General features: G+C 59.5%; 16 protein-coding genes. 5 read left to right on the top strand and 11 right to left on the bottom strand.

Annotation, left to right across the window (positions count from 1 at the left end):
- Window positions 1-88: 88 nt before the first annotated feature.
- Window positions 89-919 carry a pirin family protein gene (locus tag K6T12_RS02205; protein WP_222219057.1) on the bottom strand — a complete coding sequence of 277 codons (831 nt, stop codon included), beginning with the start codon at window positions 917-919 and terminating at the stop codon, window positions 89-91.
- A gap of 245 nt (window positions 920-1,164) precedes the next feature.
- Between K6T12_RS02205 and K6T12_RS02200 the strand changes: the two genes are divergently transcribed.
- Window positions 1,165-2,157 carry a glutathione S-transferase family protein gene (locus K6T12_RS02200; RefSeq protein ID WP_222219055.1) on the top strand — a complete coding sequence of 331 codons (993 nt, stop codon included), beginning with the start codon at window positions 1,165-1,167 and terminating at the stop codon, window positions 2,155-2,157.
- A gap of 105 nt (window positions 2,158-2,262) precedes the next feature.
- Here the strand turns inward: K6T12_RS02200 and K6T12_RS02195 are convergent, their stop codons facing one another.
- From K6T12_RS02195 to K6T12_RS02160, 8 genes are all read right to left on the bottom strand, one after another.
- Complete coding sequence (locus tag K6T12_RS02195) at window positions 2,263-3,207, bottom strand: ornithine cyclodeaminase family protein (protein ID WP_222219053.1); 945 nt, start codon at window positions 3,205-3,207, stop codon at window positions 2,263-2,265.
- 9 nt (window positions 3,208-3,216) lie between these two features.
- Window positions 3,217-4,257, bottom strand: a complete 1,041-nt coding sequence (locus K6T12_RS02190; RefSeq protein ID WP_222219051.1) for a trans-3-hydroxy-L-proline dehydratase — start codon at window positions 4,255-4,257, stop codon at window positions 3,217-3,219.
- A 339-nt stretch (window positions 4,258-4,596) separates the two neighbouring features.
- The gene (locus K6T12_RS02185; RefSeq protein ID WP_222219049.1) at window positions 4,597-5,073 is read right to left on the bottom strand and encodes a hypothetical protein; all 477 of its coding nucleotides are present in this window, start codon (window positions 5,071-5,073) and stop codon (window positions 4,597-4,599) included.
- Between the two features lie 104 nt (window positions 5,074-5,177).
- Complete coding sequence (locus K6T12_RS02180) at window positions 5,178-5,438, bottom strand: hypothetical protein (protein ID WP_222219047.1); 261 nt, start codon at window positions 5,436-5,438, stop codon at window positions 5,178-5,180.
- A 554-nt stretch (window positions 5,439-5,992) separates the two neighbouring features.
- Window positions 5,993-6,373, bottom strand: coding sequence for a RidA family protein (locus K6T12_RS02175; RefSeq protein WP_222219045.1), 381 nt, complete (start codon window positions 6,371-6,373; stop codon window positions 5,993-5,995).
- Between the two features lie 156 nt (window positions 6,374-6,529).
- Window positions 6,530-8,104 (bottom strand): BCCT family transporter, encoded by a 1,575-nt coding sequence (locus K6T12_RS02170; protein WP_222219043.1) that lies wholly within the window; start codon window positions 8,102-8,104, stop codon window positions 6,530-6,532.
- 85 nt (window positions 8,105-8,189) lie between these two features.
- A complete protein-coding gene (locus tag K6T12_RS02165; RefSeq protein ID WP_255611490.1) occupies window positions 8,190-9,206 on the bottom strand; it encodes a dipeptidase in 1,017 nt (338 codons plus the stop codon).
- Between the two features lie 15 nt (window positions 9,207-9,221).
- Window positions 9,222-10,667 carry an aldehyde dehydrogenase family protein gene (locus K6T12_RS02160; protein WP_222219041.1) on the bottom strand — a complete coding sequence of 482 codons (1,446 nt, stop codon included), beginning with the start codon at window positions 10,665-10,667 and terminating at the stop codon, window positions 9,222-9,224.
- A gap of 92 nt (window positions 10,668-10,759) precedes the next feature.
- Between K6T12_RS02160 and K6T12_RS02155 the strand changes: the two genes are divergently transcribed.
- The 4 genes from K6T12_RS02155 (at window position 10,760) to K6T12_RS02140 (ending at window position 15,706) form a co-directional block, all read left to right on the top strand.
- Window positions 10,760-11,659, top strand: coding sequence for a LysR family transcriptional regulator (locus K6T12_RS02155; protein WP_222219039.1), 900 nt, complete (start codon window positions 10,760-10,762; stop codon window positions 11,657-11,659).
- 472 nt (window positions 11,660-12,131) lie between these two features.
- Window positions 12,132-13,841, top strand: a complete 1,710-nt coding sequence (locus K6T12_RS02150; RefSeq protein WP_222219037.1) for a hypothetical protein — start codon at window positions 12,132-12,134, stop codon at window positions 13,839-13,841.
- Between the two features lie 11 nt (window positions 13,842-13,852).
- Window positions 13,853-14,602 (top strand): DUF3726 domain-containing protein, encoded by a 750-nt coding sequence (locus K6T12_RS02145; RefSeq protein ID WP_222219035.1) that lies wholly within the window; start codon window positions 13,853-13,855, stop codon window positions 14,600-14,602.
- Between the two features lie 378 nt (window positions 14,603-14,980).
- Entirely contained in the window at window positions 14,981-15,706 is a 726-nt protein-coding gene (locus K6T12_RS02140) for a sulfite exporter TauE/SafE family protein (RefSeq protein ID WP_222219033.1), read from the top strand.
- A 123-nt stretch (window positions 15,707-15,829) separates the two neighbouring features.
- Here K6T12_RS02140 and K6T12_RS02135 read toward each other — a convergent pair whose 3' ends face one another.
- Both K6T12_RS02135 and K6T12_RS02130 read right to left on the bottom strand, forming a co-directional pair.
- Window positions 15,830-17,767 carry a DUF4214 domain-containing protein gene (locus K6T12_RS02135; protein WP_222219031.1) on the bottom strand — a complete coding sequence of 646 codons (1,938 nt, stop codon included), beginning with the start codon at window positions 17,765-17,767 and terminating at the stop codon, window positions 15,830-15,832.
- Window positions 17,768-18,252: 485 nt separating this feature from the next.
- A complete protein-coding gene (locus tag K6T12_RS02130; protein ID WP_222219029.1) occupies window positions 18,253-18,477 on the bottom strand; it encodes a hypothetical protein in 225 nt (74 codons plus the stop codon).
- Window positions 18,478-18,519: the final 42 nt, after the last annotated feature.

Raw genomic sequence — 18,519 nt, 5'->3', positions numbered from 1 at the left:
CCGAAAAAGCCCATAAATCACAAGGCATCAACGGCCAATTATCAGACCCGGCATTCTACCCAGCGCCAGCATCCCTGAACAGCATGGCTCAATCGGTCAGCACGCCGCGCTGGTAGTCCTCGATCGCCTGGCGCAGTTCCGCTTCGGTATTCATCACGAAGGGACCGTAGTGAGCCACCGGCTCGTTTATAGGCTCACCTTTCAACAACAGAATGCCGGCGCCGCTGTCGGAACTCAGCTGCAGCGATGCCAGATCGTCGGCCTTGAGCATCTGGCGACGGACGAAGCGCTGACCGTCGACCGTCAGCTCGCCCTCATAGAGGTAGCCCAGCAAACGCTGGCCGCTCAGGGCGGACACTGTCAGCGAGCCACCGGCGGCAAGGCGCAAGTCGGCCACCGACGCCCGGGCCGGCAACTGGTCGATCGGGCCGGTCAGGTGCTGCCCCTGCAGCTCGAACGCACCGGCAATCAGCTTGATCTCGCTGCTATCGGCCAACGGCTGCCAGGGCAGCTGATCCGCCTGGTAATCCTGCCACTGGGCCGGCTTCATCTTGTCGGCGTCGGGCAGGTTGATCCACAGCTGGAAGCCGTGCAGCAGACCATCCTGCTGCAGCGGCATCTCGGAGTGAATCACGCCGCGACCGGCCGACATCCACTGGGCACCGCCGCCCTGGATCGCGCCGCGGTTGCCCATATGGTCTTCGTGTTCGAAGCCGCCGTGGCGGATATAGGTCAGGGTCTCCATGCCACGGTGCGGATGGGGTGGAAAGCCAGCCAGGTAGTCGTTCGGATCGTCGGAATGGATCTCGTCGAGCATCAGGAACGGGTCCAGAGCGTTATCCTGAAAGCCGTGCACTCGCTGAATGCGCACCCCGGCGCCATCGGACGAGGGCTGACTTTGTAAGCGTACAATCGACATAAGCAGATCTCCTTTAATCAGTATGGCGATCATGCTAGCGCGCAGGGCGGGGAAAAAAATCGCACTTTTCTGTACGGTTTGATCGACAAATCCGAAAGCTCGCAGATTCATCGCCATATTCAACAACCTTTCAGATAAACCGAACGTTTAGCGCAGTTTTTTACCATTTTTTCTCAAGATTCCAGCCGTTAAGCTGGTCCCATCACTTAAGAGAACCGAACAGAATTCAGCCAGGAGAGTAACAGATGGGTTTGCTGATCAATGGCCAGTGGCACGACCAGTGGTACGACACCAAGACGTCCGGCGGAAAGTTCGTCCGCGCAGGCGCGCAGTTCCGTAACTGGATCGATAGTGACAATTACGGCTTCGAACTACCGGCAGACGCCAAGCGTTTCCCGGCCGAATCCGGCCGTTACCATCTTTACGTTTCGCTGGCCTGCCCCTGGGCACACCGCACGCTGATCTTCCGCAAACTGAAGGGGCTGGAGGATCATATCTCGGTGTCGGTGGTCAGCCCCGATATGCTGGACAACGGCTGGACCTTCGACCAGAGCGCCGGCGCCAGCGGCGATGCCCTCTACCAGAGCGAGTTCATGCACCAGATCTACAGCCGCGCCAAGCCGGACTATACCGGCCGGGTGACCGTGCCGGTGCTCTGGGACAAGCAGCAGCAGACTATCGTCAACAACGAGTCATCCGAGATCATCCGGATGCTGAACTGCGCCTTTAACGAGCTGACCGGCAATACGCTGGACCTCTACCCAGCGGAGCTGCGCGATGAGATCGAGCGCTGGAACAACTATATCTACCCGAACATCAACAACGGCGTCTACCGGGCCGGCTTCGCCACCGAACAGGACGCCTACGAGGAAGCGTTACAGTCACTGTTCTCGGCATTGGATACCCTGGAAGCGCACCTGGCCGGCCAGCGTTACCTGGCCGGGGATCGGATCACCGAGGCGGACTGGCGGCTGTTCACCACGCTGATCCGCTTCGACGCGGTCTATGTCGGCCACTTCAAATGCAACCTGCGCCGCATCGCCGACTATCCGAACCTGTCCGGCTACCTGCGCGAGCTCTACCAGCAGCCGGGAGTCGCGGAAACGTTCAACCTGGAGCATATCAAGCGGCACTACTATTACAGCCACGACACCATCAACCCGACCCGCATCGTGCCGGTCGGCCCGGAGCTGGATTTCGACAGCCCGCACGGCCGTGAAAGGATTAATGCCGCTTGAGAATCCGATTGTAGGGCCGCAGCCGGGCAGCCGCTATCGACCGGCCAACACCGGCCGACCCAACGCGATGGCGTTCCGGGCGGCGCCCTACAGGCCCGAACGGAATCAACCGTTACGGGCGTTCTCATAGCAGCGGATCGCCGCCGCCAGATCCTCCAGCGAGGCGCCGACCGACTTGAACAGGGTGACCTGCTCGGTGGAGCTTCGCCCCGCCCCTTCGCCGCGCGCCAGCTGCTGCAGATCGGCGACGATCTGCTCCGGCTTGAAGTTGCCGTTGGCGATCGGGATCAACAGGTCGCCCGCCTCCGCCAGCACCCCGTCGCGGGTATCGGCATAGACCGCCGCCTTGCTGACCAGCGCATCGTCGGTTTCGCGCATGGTCGGCTTGAAGGCGCCGACCAGATCGATATGAGTGCCCGGCTGCACCCAGTCGCCCAACACCAGCGGTTCGCTGGACATGGTGCCGCAGCTGACGATATCCGCCCAGCGCACACCCTGCTCCAGCTGTTCGACCGGCTCGGCCTCGAAGCCATGGCTGCGATAATGCTCGGCCACCGCCTCGGCTTTCTCCAGGCTGCGTGCCCAGACCCGGATCTGACGGATCGGCCGTACCGCCGCATGGGCGAAGCCGATATTCATCGCGATCCGGCCACTGCCGACGATCAGCAGCTTGCTGGCATCTTCACGGGCCAGGTACTTGGCCGCCAATGCCGAGGCGCCGGCGGTGCGGCGGGCGGTCAATTCGCCCGCCTCCAGGTAGGCCAGCGGCGCGCCGCTGTCGCCGTCCATCAGCAGGTAGCCGCCCATGATCGACGGCAACTGCTTGCTGGCGTTGTCCGGGTAGACATTGACCAGTTTCAGGCCGGCGTACTTGCCCGGCGTCCAGGCCGGCATCAGCAGCATGGTGGCGTCGGCCTGGCCGGGAATCTGCATGGTGTGGTGGTGACGCACCGGCGCTTCGCAGCCCTCGCGGAACATCTGCTCGAGCGCCTCGATCACACTGTCCCAATCGAGGTAAAGGCGCACCTCGTCGGCGGATATAAACTGCATCTCGTTTCCTTACTTCTGGTTTCTCGGCATCGGCCAGGTATCGGCCACCTTGTAGCCTTCCGGCCAGGGGTCGGTCGGGTCCAGCATATGCTGGTGGGTGCCGGTGATCCAGGCGCGTCCGGAGATCAGCGGATAGATCGCATCACGGTCGCCCACCTTGGTGGTGGCGTCGATGCTGCAGTGGAAGCGCGAACCGATCACCGACTCGCCGATGAAACGGTCACCCGCCTTCAGCAGCCCCTTGGCGTGTAACAGTGCCATCCGCGCCGAGCAGCCGGTGCCGGTCGGCGAACGGTCCAATTTACCGGGCTGGATCGCCACCGCGTTGCGGCCCAGCCAGCTGCCCTGCTCCTGTACCAGCGGCGCGGCGATCTGGCAGAACGAGATATGGCGCCACTCGGGGTTGGCCGGGTGGTGGAAACCGAGCTGCTCGTTGGCGGCGTTGGTGATGCGGATACCGGTCTCGGCGATCTCGCGAGCCTCGTCCGGAGTGATCGCGAAACCCAGCTTATGCGCATCGACGATCACGAAGCTGTCGCCGCCATAGGCGGTATCGACAGTCAGCGTACCCAGCCCCTCCACCTCGATCACCGCGTCCATCCGGTCGACGAACGAGGGCACGTTGCGTACTGTCACCTGTTTCACCTTGCCGTTCTCGCACTGCGCCACCACGTCGATCAGACCGGCCGGCGGCTCCAGCGTCATGCGGGTCTCCGGCTCCTGCATCGGGATGATGCCGGTCTCCAGCAACACCGTGGAGACACAGATGCTGTTGGAACCGGACATCGGCGGGGTATCCTCCGGCTCCATGATGATCCAGCCCATCTGGGCACGCGGATCCTTGGCCGGCACCAACAGGTTCACATGGCGGAACACCCCGCCACGCGGCTCGTTCAGCACGAAATTACGCAGCGTCTGATCCTCGGCAATCCAGCGCGACTGCTGCCAAACCGTCTCCCCCGGCGGTGGCGCCACGCCACCGACGATCACATCGCCGACCTCGCCTTCCGCATGACAACTGACCACATGGATCACCTTGCTCGCCTGCATCGCATCTTCCTCATCAAGCTTGATTGTTGTTATTCGTCATAGCCCACGAAACGTGGCGTCAGAACTATTGCATACAATATACAATTGTGTCGAATAGTACAGCCCGTGATGCGTCATTCTTTAGGCCAATGTGGCGGACGGATGTCAGGAAGAGAGTGAGAGAAAATGGCTAAACGATCTGGGACTCTGTGAATCTTAGCCAGGTATGTCGCGCTCCCGTTGGCTCGAGTGAGGTATGCCGAAGGGATCTGGTTCGAACCGGTTTGTTTATATAAAGGGATTACATTGGTAACAACACTACAAAAAGACGACTAAAATCACTGCCCTCTTCTCCACTACTCAGTTATCACACTTGTTGGGGCCTACCAAACTTTTAGTCACATCCCTAATGTAATCTTTATGATCACTCGCCAATAAATAGCGACCGCTAGAAAAGAACATAAAATACCTTACACTAATACCATTTGGCAGAAAACTCAGTTCATAAATATTTAATTTTTCATCATTCCAAACAACATCATCAACAATAACCCTGTCTCTTAAAAAAACACTCTCACCACCAACAAAACTGAAAATCGCATGCCTATATTCTCCATCACCAATGGACTTCTGAAGCGTATAAACCTCTCCGCCCACCTTACCCTCCACATTTATAACGACCCAATCATTGGAAACACTTAAGCAAAGCCCATCAAATAATATATCAGCACCATTTTTTATTTTATTATATTGATCAAACAGATATCTCCCACTGTGTCCGATCCAGATGCCAATACCGATGACACAGAATAAAAACAAACATTTAGTTATTTTCATGATGAACCTCAACGTAGTTCATAGGCAACATTAAAAGAACCAACATTATCCACAAGTGCCATTAGAAAACGCTCACAGGGCCACCCAAACAAACCGATGAAAATTCAAACAGCCCCAATAATCATACCTAACCAAGCATAAATCAAAAACACCACAAAAAACACAATGGCCTTTTTGCAAGCCACAACCCCAGCATTATTAAAGTATGAAAACATGAACATCCAAATGAATGTATACATAATCCATTTATGCTCTTTTTTGCAGTTCCTTTTCGCAATATTCCAACAGGATGTCGCCGGAAGTGCTATACCGAACAAACCAATAAACCATATAAGTCTAAGAACAACCAGTAAGTCTTCGCTCATATCCGCCTCATATAGAAGCCATGATTACAGAACACTATACGCAACAGATCCGGCTTATCAAAAAATCAATCATTATGATGACTTACGCCTATATCCATACTCTTTAAAACAACCTAAAGCCCTAATATTTTAAAACCTTGCAAAGCACTCAAAAACCCAACAAAAAAAACCTAATACAGAAAAATCATAGAAGATCCGTATCTGAATAACTCAACAGACCCCATAATCATCCAAGTTAATAAAACAAGTCTAGCCCAGCTAAGCTAATCTGCAATCCAAGCGCTATAGAGGAGGAAGGAGGATATGGTTGCAATAGGGAAGAAGAGTGGCGCTATCAATAAGAGCGTTATAATCCGCCAACAATATAGGATAAAAGCTCGTTGTCCAGATTAGCTGGACACAACGGATACCACCAATAAATACAAATACAAAAAATGAATAAGTGGATAGGAGCCCGCCGCCATAGACGGCGAAGAAAGCAGAATGTCTTTACGGAGCCAGCCGGGTTTCCCAGCTGGCAACTGTCAACTCAGCACTGTCTGCTGAACCACCAATTACTGCTCTTCAACCGCCGCATACGCCACGATCTCACAGAGCATCTCTTCGCGGGCCAGGCCGGCGACGATCATTGCTGCGCGGTTCGGGTACGGCGGCTGGAAGTATTCGGCGTAGACCTTGTTGAATACCGGCAGCTGGTCGCGGTCGGTGACGTAGATCAGCACCTGGGTGACCGCGTCCATGGTCAGCCCGGCCGCCTCGATGGTGTGCTTGAAGTTCTCCATGGTCTGGCGGGCCTGGGCCTCGATGCCACCCTCGACCACCTTGCCTTCTGCGTCGATTGGGATCTGCGCGGTGGACAGGGTGCCGTTGGCGATGATCGCCCACTCCAGCGGCGCCTTGGAGGCGAACAGGTCGGTTTTGACTGCTTGTTTCATTAGCCGGTCTCCGGTGAATTGAATGGTTCGAATAAAAAGGAATTCATAAAAAAAGGCGGCCGAAGCCGCCCAGGACGAGAGCGCAATGCTTGCGTTGAAACTCTTTCGATTGGCTGAAGCGCTGTTTATCAGGCTGAAGCTCTTTCGATCGGACTATCAGAGCCCCTGTTCGTCAGCCATCTGAGAGGCGATCTTGGGTGCGGTCCACAGCGACGGCAGCAGCACCAGCGACACCGGCACGGCAGTGACCACGATGAACGACTGCAGCGCCGAGATACCGCCGGAGCCGATCGAGATCAGCAGCGCCGCCATCACCCCCATCATGATCCCCCAGAACACCCGCACTTCGGTGCGCGGATGATCGGTGCCGGTCATCACCATCGATACCGCGTAGGTCATGGAGTCACCGGTGGTGGCCACGAAGATGGTGGTCAGCACCAGGAACAGCAGCGAGATCAGGAAGCCCATAGGCAGCTGTTCGGTGATCGCCAGCAGTGCCGCCGGCAGATTGAAACCGGTGAACGGTTCGGAGATCACGCCCGGGTTGGCCAGTTCAAACGCCAGCCCGCTGCCACCGACGATGGTGAACCAGAAGCAGGTGATCACCGGCGCCACCACCGAGATCAGCAGTACCATTTCACGGATAGTGCGGCCACGGGAGATACGCGCCACGAACATCGCCATCAGCGGGCCGTAGCCCAGGAACCAGCCCCAGAAGAACACCGTCCACCAGTCCAGCCAGCCCGGGCTGGCACGGAAGGTCGCCATCGGGATGAACTGATCCAGGTAAATACCGAACGAGTGCAGGTAGCTGTCGATGATGAACGCGGTCGGGCCGAACAGCAGGATGAACGCCATCAGCAGCACCGCCAGGATCACGTTGGCGCGGCTGAGCAGCTGGATGCCTCGGGTCACGCCGCTGACCGCAGACAGGGTATAGAGCACGATCAGCCCCACCAGGATGGTCACCTGGGTGGCGTAGGTATTGGGGATGCCGAACAGTTTTTCCAGGCCGAAGCTGACCTGCAGGCCGAGGAAGCCGATCGGCCCGACGGTGCCTGCGACCACCGCCAGCACGCAGCTGGCATCGACCAGCGCACCGAAGGCGCCTTTCATCACCCGATCACCGAACACCGGGTAGAGCAGCGTACGCGGTTTCAGCGGCAGGCCCTTCTCGTAGTGCAGGTACATGAATACCACGCCGGTCAGGCTGCCGAGGATCGCCCAGGCCAGGAAACCCCAATGCATGAAGCTCTGCGCCAGCGCGTTGTAGGCCGCCTGGGCGGTACCGGTCTCACCACCGGCCATGCTTGAAAAAAGCGGCGGCGGCGAGGTGAAGTGTGCCATCGGCTCGGCGGCGGCCCAGAACACGCCACCGCCGGCGAGCAGGGTGCACATGATGATCGAGATCCACTTGAAGGTGGAGATCTCCGGCACCTTGATGCCGCCGAGCACTACCGCGCCGGTACGGCCGATCGCCATGAACAGGCCGATCACGAAAGTCAGCAGCAGCAGTACCTGCCAGTAGGCGCCGAATGCCTTGGTGGACGCCGCGAACGCGCTGTTCACCCAGCCGGACACCATGTCGATATCGTAGAGCGCAAATGCCGCGAACAGCACCAGCACGCCGCCGCTGATCAGGAATACCGGCAGGTCGACGCCCGCCAATACCGGGTTCTTTGCCATATCTGCCTCACGTGCAGACAGCGTGGCCTGAGAAGTATCGTTCATTTTAGTCTCCTGACAGGTCTCTTATATTTATTTGAAGATCAGGGAGTAAAATCGGCCGCCGCTACGCAGCGGCAGCCGAAATCCGTTAGCGGAAGGCCGCGCCAGGCTGCGGCTGCAACGCGTCATCCAGGAACTCGAGCCAGTTCTGCCCCATGATTCGGGCTACCTCGTCGTCACTGAAACCGCGCGCCTGCAGGCCGGCGGTGAGGTTCGGGAAGTCGCGGCTGTCGCGGAACCAGCTCAGCGGTGCCGGCCAGTCGGCGTTCGCCTTGGAGCCTTCGCCGTAATCCATCTCCTTCGACCAGCGACCATTGCGCATCCACTCCAGCACCGACAGCGGCTGCTGCTGGCACAGGTCGGTGCCGATGCCGATCCGCTCGATACCCATCAGGTCGGCGGTGCTGGCCACCATGTCGCAAAACTCATCCAGCGTGCAGGCGGAACCGTTCTTCAGGTGGAACGGGTAGAGGCTGAAGCCCAGCAGGCCGCCCGACTGGCCCAGCGCCTTCAGTACGGTATCGGACTTGTTGCGCTTGGCCGGGTGGAAGCTGGCCGGGTTGGCGTGCGAGATCACGATCGGCCGCTCAGACAGCTCGATCGCCTCCAGCGTGCTGCGTTCGCCGCTGTGGCTCATATCGACCACCATGCCGACCCGGTTCATCTCGCGGATCACCTGGCGACCGAAGCGGGTCACGCCGCTGTCTTCGGCTTCGTAGCAGCCGCAGGCCAGCAGGCTCTGGTTGTTGTAGGTCAACTGCATGATCATCAGGTTCAGCTCGCGCATCACCTCGACCATGCCGATGTCGTCTTCGATCGGCGAGCAGTTCTGCGCGCCGAACAGGATGCCAACCTTGCCGAGCTGCTTGGCGCGGCGGATATCCGCCGCGCTCTTGACCGGCATGATCAGGTCGCCGTGCAGTTCGAACAGCCGGTTCCACTCGGCGATCCGCAGCAGGGTTTCGCGGATCTGCTCGTGGTAGACGATGGTGGCGTGCACCATGGTCACACCGCCTTCGCGCAACTGCTCGAAGATCTCACGACTCCAATTGGAGTACTGCAGGCCGTCGATGACGATCAGCTCGTTATGCAGCGCTTTGTTCATAGACCGGTCCCCGTGTTAGGCGCGGATGTAGGTGGTTTTTACGACGGTGTAGAACTCCTTGGCGTAAGTGCCCTGTTCGCGCGGTCCGAAGCTGGAATCCTTGCGGCCGCCGAACGGTACGTGGTAGTCGGTGCCGGCGGTCGGCAGGTTGACCATCACGCAGCCGGTCTTGGCGTTGCGCTTGAAGTCGCTGGCGTACTTCAGCGACTGGGTGCAGATGCCGCCGGTCAGGCCGAAGTTGGTATCGTTCAGAGTGGCCAGTGCCTCGTCGTAATCCTTCACCTTGATCACGCAGGCGATCGGCGCGAACGCCTCTTCGCGGTTGATGCGCATATCGTTGGTGGTTTCGGTGAACAGCGCCGGCTGCAGGTAGTAACCTTCGGTCTCCTCCTTCAGTACCTCGCCGCCCCAGACCAGCTTGCCGCCCTCAGCCTTGGCCAGTTCCAGATAGGCCAGGTTCTGTTCCATCTGGCGGGCGTCCGCCACCGCACCGATGTGCACACCCTCTTTCAGCGGGTGACCGATCACCAGCTTCTTCATCCGCTCGACCACCGCCTCGACAAAGCGGTCATGGATACCTTCGGTGACGATCAGACGGGAGGACGCGGTGCACTTCTGGCCGGTACCGCCGAAGGCGCCGTTGACCGCGCACTCGACGGCGTTGTCCAGGTCGGCGTCATCCAGCACCACCAGCGCATTCTTGCTGCCCATCTCCAGCTGGCACTTGACCAGGTTGACGGCGGTGGCAGCGGCCACCTTGCGGCCGGTCTCCAGCGAGCCGGTGAAAGTCAGCGCGTTGATGTCGCGGGAGTTGATCAGCACGTCGCCGACCTGGGAACCCGGCCCCATCACCAGGTTGAAGGTGCCGGCCGGCAGCCCCTGGCGGGAGATGATCTCGGTCAGTGCCCAGGCGCTGGCCGGAACCTGGTTGGCCGGCTTCCAGACGATGGCGTTGCCGAACGCCAGTGCCGGGGCGATCTTCCAGGCGCCGGTGGCGGTCGGGAAGTTCCAGGGGGTGATGATGCCGACCACGCCGACCGGCTCGCGGCGGGTTTCGATCTCGACACCCGGTCGTACGGAATCGGCGGTCTCGCCCATCTGGCGCAGCACCTCGGCCGCGTAGTAGTGGAAGAACTGGCCGGAACGGTAGGTCTCGCCAACGCCTTCCGCCAGGGTCTTGCCCTCTTCGCGGGCCAGGATCGCGCCCAGCTCGTCTTTACGGGCGATCAGCTCGTCACCGATCGCCATCAGCACCGCGTAACGCTGTTCCAGGCCGCTCTTGGCCCATTCGATCTGGCCTTTGGCTGCCGCGGCGATCGCCGCTTCGGTCTGCGCCTTGTCGGCCTGGGCGTAGTAACCGATCAGATCGCTGGTATCGGCCGGGCTGATATTCGCCACGCTGCCGTTGTTGCCTTCTACCCACTCACCCGCGATGTAGTTACGAAAAACTGAATCAGACATAGTCACCTCCTGATAGTGTTGGAAGCATCTTAGGCCGCGTGCTTTAATAACAAAAATTAATTAATAATATTCCTCAATAAGGTTTCCTTATCATGCTGCCGGAACTGAAGATCACTCAGCTACGCCACTTCGTCTGGGTCGCCGAGCTCAAGGGCTTCCACGCCGCCGCCGAGAAAGCCCACCGCACCCAGCCGGCCATTTCGCTGTCGATCCGTGATCTGGAAAACAAGTTGGGCGAGCCGTTGTTCGAGAAGCGCAAATCCAAGGCCGCCAAGACCGAGCTGACCCCGTTCGGCCGCCATTTCCTGCCGCAGGCCAAGGAGCTGATCGCCCATCACGACCGCATCGCCCAGGACATGACCCTGCTGGCGGAGCACAAGACCGGCCACCTACGGCTGGCCTCGGTACCGTCGATCGCCAGCCGGATACTGCCGCAACTGCTGTCGCGGTTCGTCGCCGACAGCCCGAACCTGCATATCAGCTTCTACGACGATAACTCCGATGCTGTATTAAGGATGGTGGAAAACCAGCAGGTCGACTTCGGCATCGCCAGCCTGTGGCAGGCGCAGGAACACAGCGACAAGAACTTCACCCCGATCTGGCAGGACCAGATCGGCGTGGTCTGCCGCAACGACCACCCGCTGGCGGAAAAAGAGGCACTGCACTGGAAGGAGCTGCGCCAGTACCGGCTGATCGCCAATGGCACCTCGCGGCTGCTGGAAGAGAGCGAGGCGGAGCCGCTGCTGGCCGACTCCCAGTTCTATATCTCCAACATGATCTCGCTGATCGCGATGCTGGAAGCGGGCATCGGCATCACCACCCTGCCCTGGTTCGCCTTCCCGCAGGACAGCGCCACACTGCGCTTCATCCCGCTGACCCAACCGGCGGTGGTGCGCCATATCGGTATCGTCCGGCTGAGCAACAAATCGCTGACCCCGGCCGCCGAGGCGTTGATTAATTTCATTATCGACAACAGCAGCACCGAAGATTAACCCGCCCTCGGTCGGTCGCGGATAAATCCGCTCCTACAAGGGCCTGCACGCTCTGTTGTAGAAGAGGCTCCGGCCAAGCAGCTTTAGCCGAAACCCATGCGTTATCCCACCCAAACCATAGAAAAAATAATATCTTCCGCAGGTTTGATAAGTCCGACTTATCAGACGATATAACCTTTTGATTTGTCGGTTAGCGCTCAATTCCCCCAATATGAAACGGTCTTCCGGGTGGAGACGGCCAGGCAAGGCCGGCAATCCGAAAGGCCGAGTGCCGTTTCCGCATATGGCAGGAGCCGCACGGTCAACTATCTGCGATGGAACCCGGCAGATACGCCTCCCTGCATACAATTAAAGATAAGGAAAACCGGCAGGGGCCGATGGGCGAGAAGGTTTCCAACACATCTATGCTGCCGCCGGCGAATGAGGCCGGCATCTCGAAATTCCGGATGTGTCTAAAACGAGGATAACAACAATGACCACGCCAGCAGCCATTCAAGCCTCACTGCGGGGCGACAATGCACTGCCACTGCGGCCCGCCAACCAGGTAATGGACCTGGAACGGCTGGGCGCGTTGCATCAGAGCCGACTGAGTTTCATGCGTACCCTGGTGCGCAAGATTATGCGAGAGCGCTGGCAGATCGAGCCGGCTCGCTTCGAACTGGACAACGACGGCTACGGCACCGTGATCTACGAGATCCACGCACCGCACGGCCTGTTCAGTTTCGTACTGTTCTCCGATTACCTGGCGCCGGAAGAGCGCAACGACCGGGTAATCGCGACCAAGTGGGACCTGACCATGGCGCTGGTCGAAGACAAGGTGGACGATATCTACCTGGAGAAGCTGCGCCAGAACGTTCCCAAACAGGAAGCCGGCCGGGTCGACGCCCGGGTGTTCGTGCTGTCCCGCGCCAACCGTAGCGCCCGCAATTTCGACTACGTGGTCGACCAACTGGCCAACGGCCGCCAGCCGGATGTCGAGCAGATCGCCAAAGTGGGCTATCTGTACCGCACAACGGCGGTGTACGGTAGCGGCAAGCTGGGCATGGCGGACTGGGAGAAGGTTCGCGACAAGCACGCTGACTTCGCGCGCCCGTTCTCGGCAGAAATGTTCGTCTGCCTGATGCTGCGCAACTTCAGCTTGCTGCAGGCGGAGCATATCGCCAAACACCGCGCACCAGACAGCTTCCAGCCGATGAAGCCGGAGATCAAACGCTACTTCGGTATCGGCAATTCCACCGGCCTCGGCATGGCACCGTTCCTGGTCAACCATCCTCTGCTGATCAACCAGTGGGTCGAGATGCGCGAACTGGCGCTGGCCCGCATCCGGGTGCTCGGCAACATCAACGGCATGATCCGCCAGCGCTTCGCCGAACTGCTCGAGCGCTGCGAACGCCACACCGCCGAAACCGTCACCGAGGACGACTGGCAGACCGATAACAACCAGATGGTGCTGCAGGACCTGGTCAAACTGAAAACCCATACCGAAGACGGCATCGGCAACTGGGACAACCTGCTCAAATGGAGCGAGCAGCACTGCTCGCTGCAGGGCCAGGAGATGCTGGTATCGATCCTGCTGGAGCTCTACCCGGAGCTGGTCGACGACCTGGAAGATTATCATGACGCCGAGGAGTTCCTCGATCTGGACCCGCTGATGCCGTTGCAGCAGCTGAAAGCGGTAATCGAGCAGCGCTACGGCTGGGCACTGACCACCGATTTCGAGGCCGAGGGTGCACGGGAAACCTTCTGGTACCGCTCCGAGGAGAAAATGGAACCACGCCTGGGCAAGACCAGCTGCGATGCCGGCAAGGAGAAGCAGATGGCGCTGGGGGTCGGCTACGCGGTGCGCAAGTGCTACGACCAGCTGTGCGAATACGTCGCCGAGTACCCGCAGCACACCACCGCCCGTTTCATGGTGGCGCGACCGAAACTGCGCGGCATCGTGCGCCGGATCCAGAGCATGAACCGCTGCATCTACGGCGATATCCAGTCCAACCTGCTGGACCGGGACGTGCTGCCAATGCACCTGCTGCGCGCCAAATTGGCATTCTTCGGGGTCAGCAAGTTCGATCCGCGTTCGCGGCTGTGGGTGCGCAACACCATGTTCCAGGGCGCGCCGCTGCTGGACGATATCGGCAAGACCTTCAATGACGACTGGTTCATGCCGCTGGCACCCAAGCAGTGAGGAGAGCAACGATGCATATTTCGATGAATGAACTGAAAGCCGCTCTGCGCCGCTGCTTCGAGGCCACCGGCTACTACGTGGGCAACTACGAAGACGCCGCCAACATGATTCTCTGGCTGGAGAAGCATGGCCTGAACGGGCTGGCCGAACTGAAGCGGGCGATGCCCTATATCGCCGACGACTCCGACAAGCCGCTCAGCCGGGTGGTCTACGAGGACAGCACCTCGGCGATTATCGACAGCAACGGTCGCAGCGCGCTGAACTGCATCGCCGCGTCGGTCGACCTGGCCCACGCCAAGGCGTTGGAAGTCGGCATCGCCACCGTGACGGTGCACAACTGCCATAACCGGATGTTCATCCTCAAGGCGCTGACCGACTGCGGTCGACGCGGTATCAGCGTGGCCGCCTACTGGCAGAACGGCAACCAGACGGTGACCGAACACGCCGCCGCAATCAACGCCGGCGACCGCTACCCGAGCTACAGCGAAGCCACCACCAGCCTGTCGACCACGCCGGCGGACAAGCAGACCCTGACCATCGTCTGCAGTTCACGGGTTAACCTGACCGCCTCGCTGCAGAGCTCCAAGGGTAACCGCCTGGCCCGCTATGTCAGCCCGCAGCAAGTAGCCGAAAACAAGGCGCACAGCGTCGAACACGGCATCGAGATCGAGCCCGAGCTCTGGGACGAGATCAACCGCATCGGCGCCGGCGTCCTGGTGGAGAACAGCGAACAGTCCCAGCGTGGCGCCGGCGGTCGCTAAGCCGCAACACGCTAACCCCTGTTGCAAGCCAAACTAACGTCCACGCAGGGCCGGGCCACCGTCCACCGGCCCGCCCCTGCGCCGGGCTTGGCCTGCCCGCCCCCACCGTGGGGCGGTTTTTTTATGGTTGAGTGAACAGAGAACAGTGTTGAGCTCAGAGTGACGCAGCATGTTGCATGCCGGCGGAACAGCGGAAATCGCAAACTGTTACGGGCCGTTAGTCAAAGAGCACTGAGTAGCGCCGCTTGAAGTATCACTGGCCGGTCATTTCTGGGAGCTGCACCTCATACCGATCTACCGTCACTCGTCACTCGTAACTCAAAAGTATCGAACTGTCCCACCGCCCCGAAACACGCTTTCCTAAGTTAATTAAAAGAAATGCTTACTCTCGCAGACAGCCTGGCCCTGCTGGCCGTAACCCTGGGCGTCGCCCTGCAGCGCTGGATCGGCATCGGCCTGGCGCTACTGGCCGCGCCGCTGCTCTACCTGCTGAAGCCGGCTTATCTGCCCGGCCCGGTGTTGATTGTCGGTTTCTGCCTGTCGCTGTGGACAGTACTGGAGCAGGCCCGGCCACCCTGTTGGCGGCCGATCCTGCCGGCGCTGGTTGCCCGGTTGCCAGGCGCCTGGCTGGGTGCGCTGCTGCTGGTCTGGCTGTCACCGCCGCTGCTCGGATTACTATTCGGTTCCCTGTTGCTGCTGAGTTGCGGCCTCAGCCTGCGTCGGCCGCTGATCAAGCAGACACCGCTGCGGTTGGGATTTGCCGGCTTCTGCTCCGGGCTGCTCGGCACCACCACCTCGATCGGCGGCCCGCCGATGGCGCTGGTCTACCAGTCGCAACCGCGCGAACTGATCCGCGACCAGATGGCCGCCTTCTTCCTGTTCGGCACCCCGCTGTCGCTGGCGATGCTCTGGCTGGAGGGGCGGCTGGACGAACAAAGCTGGACGCTGGCGATCAAGCTATTGCCCGGCCTGCTGCTGGGCCGCTGGCTGAGTACGGTGCTGCAACAGCAGTTTGACGACCGGCTGGTTCGGCCGATGCTGCTCGTCTTCGCCGCCACGGCCGGTGGTTTTATTCTGCTGCGCGGGTTGTTGCAGCTGATTTGAAGCACTTGTGGCCGAGAAGCATCCATGGCCGAATGGCTGCCAACCCGGTCCGACGGTCGCGTTGGGCTTCATCGCTCCGCGGACTACGCGTCGCGACTCACCCCACTGATACGTGAAGACTGCTCAGATGACGGAAGGCAGGTCGGAGGTGAAGCTCACCGCCCCGGTCAGCTGGACGATGTCGCTCAGGTCGCTGTCGTGCAGGTTGATCAGGGTGTTGTGCAGCGATGCCCCACTGAGTCCACCATCGCCGTTCACCAGCAACCAGGAATTCTGCAGATGTTTGAAAAACACCAGCTTATCAGCCAGCGTGGGGTTGGCGCGCAGCTGTTCCAGCACTTCGCTATGCAAAAGGTTGTCATCAAGCTGGTACACCTGGTCGGCGACCTGATAGTTGCCTTCGGTGATGAACACCAGCGTATCGTCTGAGGCATCGAAGTCGGCCACCAAGTCGTAGCTGTCGGTGGATAGATCGGTCGCAGACTGGAATACGAAGCGATCCTGCCCGGTGCCGCCATACATGTTGCTCCAGCTGTTCGGCTTATCCAGCAGGATATCGTCGCCGCCCCCGGCATGCGCGCTTCTCAGGCTCTCGCCCAGGGCAATGTAATCGGCATCGTCACCGGCTTGCAGCTGTTCAATATTGCTGAACCGGTCCATACCGATAAGCGCTGTTGCCTGTGCATCGACACCGGTCGTACTGCCGCTGTCAACCGTAACACCATTGACGGTGATCGTCTGCCCGCTGCCATTGGCGATGGCGGCCGCGGCCGAGGTATCCAGCAGATCGTCACCCTCCCGGCCATCGATCAGGTCGTTTCCGGCGCCGGTGACAATGTGATCGTACTCGCTACCGCCGTAGATCTGATCATCGCCATTGCCCGCGTCGATATAACTGTCCAGCGAGCCGTTATGAGTGATCACATCAGCTCCGTCGGTCCCTTCCAACAGCGTGCGAACAGTACCGAAGTGCAGCAAGAAGTACTGGCCGCTTTCATTCTGCAGCTTAATCAGCGTCTCGGCGTTGTCGCCCTGCGCCGCAACATAGATGTAACTGTCGGTGGTGTCCGTCGCCACGGTAAACACCACCAGCTGACCTTCGGCCGCCGCGCGCGCCGCCGCCAATCCGGCATCGAGTGATGGATAGCTGTCGCCGAGCTGCAGGAAGTCATAGCCCGCCAGTCCGCTGATCTCGACGCTGTCCGCCAAATTGCCGACGGACAGATCAGAAATGGTGGCGGTCTGGCTTACAGTGGACTGACCCGGTATGAACTGGAAGCGGTCCTGCCCGTCCCCACCAGACAACTGATCCGCTCCGCCACCGCCGACCAGAATATCATCGCCGCTTCCGGCCAGTATCGCCTCGTTCTGCGCGCTGCCCACCAGCCGGTTGTCGTCTCTGTCGCCGGCAAGCACCGTACTGAGGTTCTGCGGCAGGATGCCATTGTAGTCGGCGGACGCGTATAGCTGGCTGATCAGCTCGCGGCTATCGGCAGCGGCTCCGGCCAACTCTCTATCGTTGGGCTGGCGCTGCAGGATGCCGTAGTAGATGGCGCTGGTCTGCACCGCCGTACCCCGGTGTTCTTCAAACTCGGCGGATTGGGCAAAGATCAGCATCAAATCGGCCCGACCGGTGCCCTGATTCAGTTGCTCCAGCCAGTAGTTGCGGCCCCCATCATCGGCCTGGCGGTTAAAGGCGTTCTGATAGAGCTGATCGATAAAGTCACTGTCGGAAAGGTCGCCGCCATAGCGGGTCTCGAATTCGCTGGAGTCCATAAAGGCGGTGGCAATATCGGTCTGCGTCATCCCGTCCCGGGCGGCATTGACCCAGAAGTTCAGCCCGCCCTGATCGGGGATGCGGTCGAACACCAGATAATAGAGTTTGACCAGTTCCGCAACCCCGGTTTGATATTCGGTGCTGTCGACAAACGATTGGGTAATGGCGCTGATATCCGTTCGACCGCTGCTGAATTCCTCTTTCCACCAGGCTTTGCCGGCATCGTCCGCCTGACGGAAGAGGAATCGGTTATAGAGCTGATCGATAAATGCTGATGTAGACATAAGGCATCCCTGCTGAAGATCTTCCGAACCGATCGGCTACCTGCGCCAGGGCGCGTATGCCGAACCGGCTATGGTATTCATCAATATTCGGCAGCAAAAGGGACAGCACGCCAAGATCCTGAGGGTACAGCTAACGGGATACTCTCCATACTCTGAACTGAGTACCGTTAACTCGTGATCAGGAAATATTAAAAAAGAAAAAACCACCCGGCCCATAAGGGCCGGGGCTGACAAGATGTCAGGCAAGAGTGAGTTGAGATTAAGCCTACAAGGCTCAGGGCATACGGGGCCATGGGCATGCGCCCAAAGCCGATCTGCCCGATGCTCAGCGTCCAGCTGAACGAGGGACATGGAACACTGCGAAAGCCAATGAATTTCCCAGGCGCGGAACCCCTTCAACACCCGGGTCGATTCAAACAGTGCCCCATGAAGAAATGCGCCCCCGGCCGCCCGGTTAGGGCTGCCGGGGGCGGCTGAAACAGGGATCAGTTATCGGAGAGGACGAATACCGTCTCTTCCTTGTGGCCGGAGATCCAGCGCTCCACTTCGTTGCGGGAGCGGCCGAAGAACACCACCCGCGGCATCGGCTTCAGGTTACCGTCGTTGCCGATCTCCTGGCGGTATACCCACCAGCTGTCGGCAGCGGCTTCGTAGATTTTGTGGACAAAACGGATCGGCGCAAACGGGCGGAAAGCGGTCATCGTTGTCATGGTTTTCGTAGCCGGGTCTTTTTAATTAATTTGGTTAATCGT

Source organism: Marinobacterium arenosum, assembly GCF_019795155.1.
Classification (GTDB): Bacteria; Pseudomonadota; Gammaproteobacteria; order Pseudomonadales; family Balneatricaceae; genus Marinobacterium_C; species Marinobacterium_C arenosum.
This window is presented reverse-complemented; position numbering and strand designations above follow the sequence as displayed.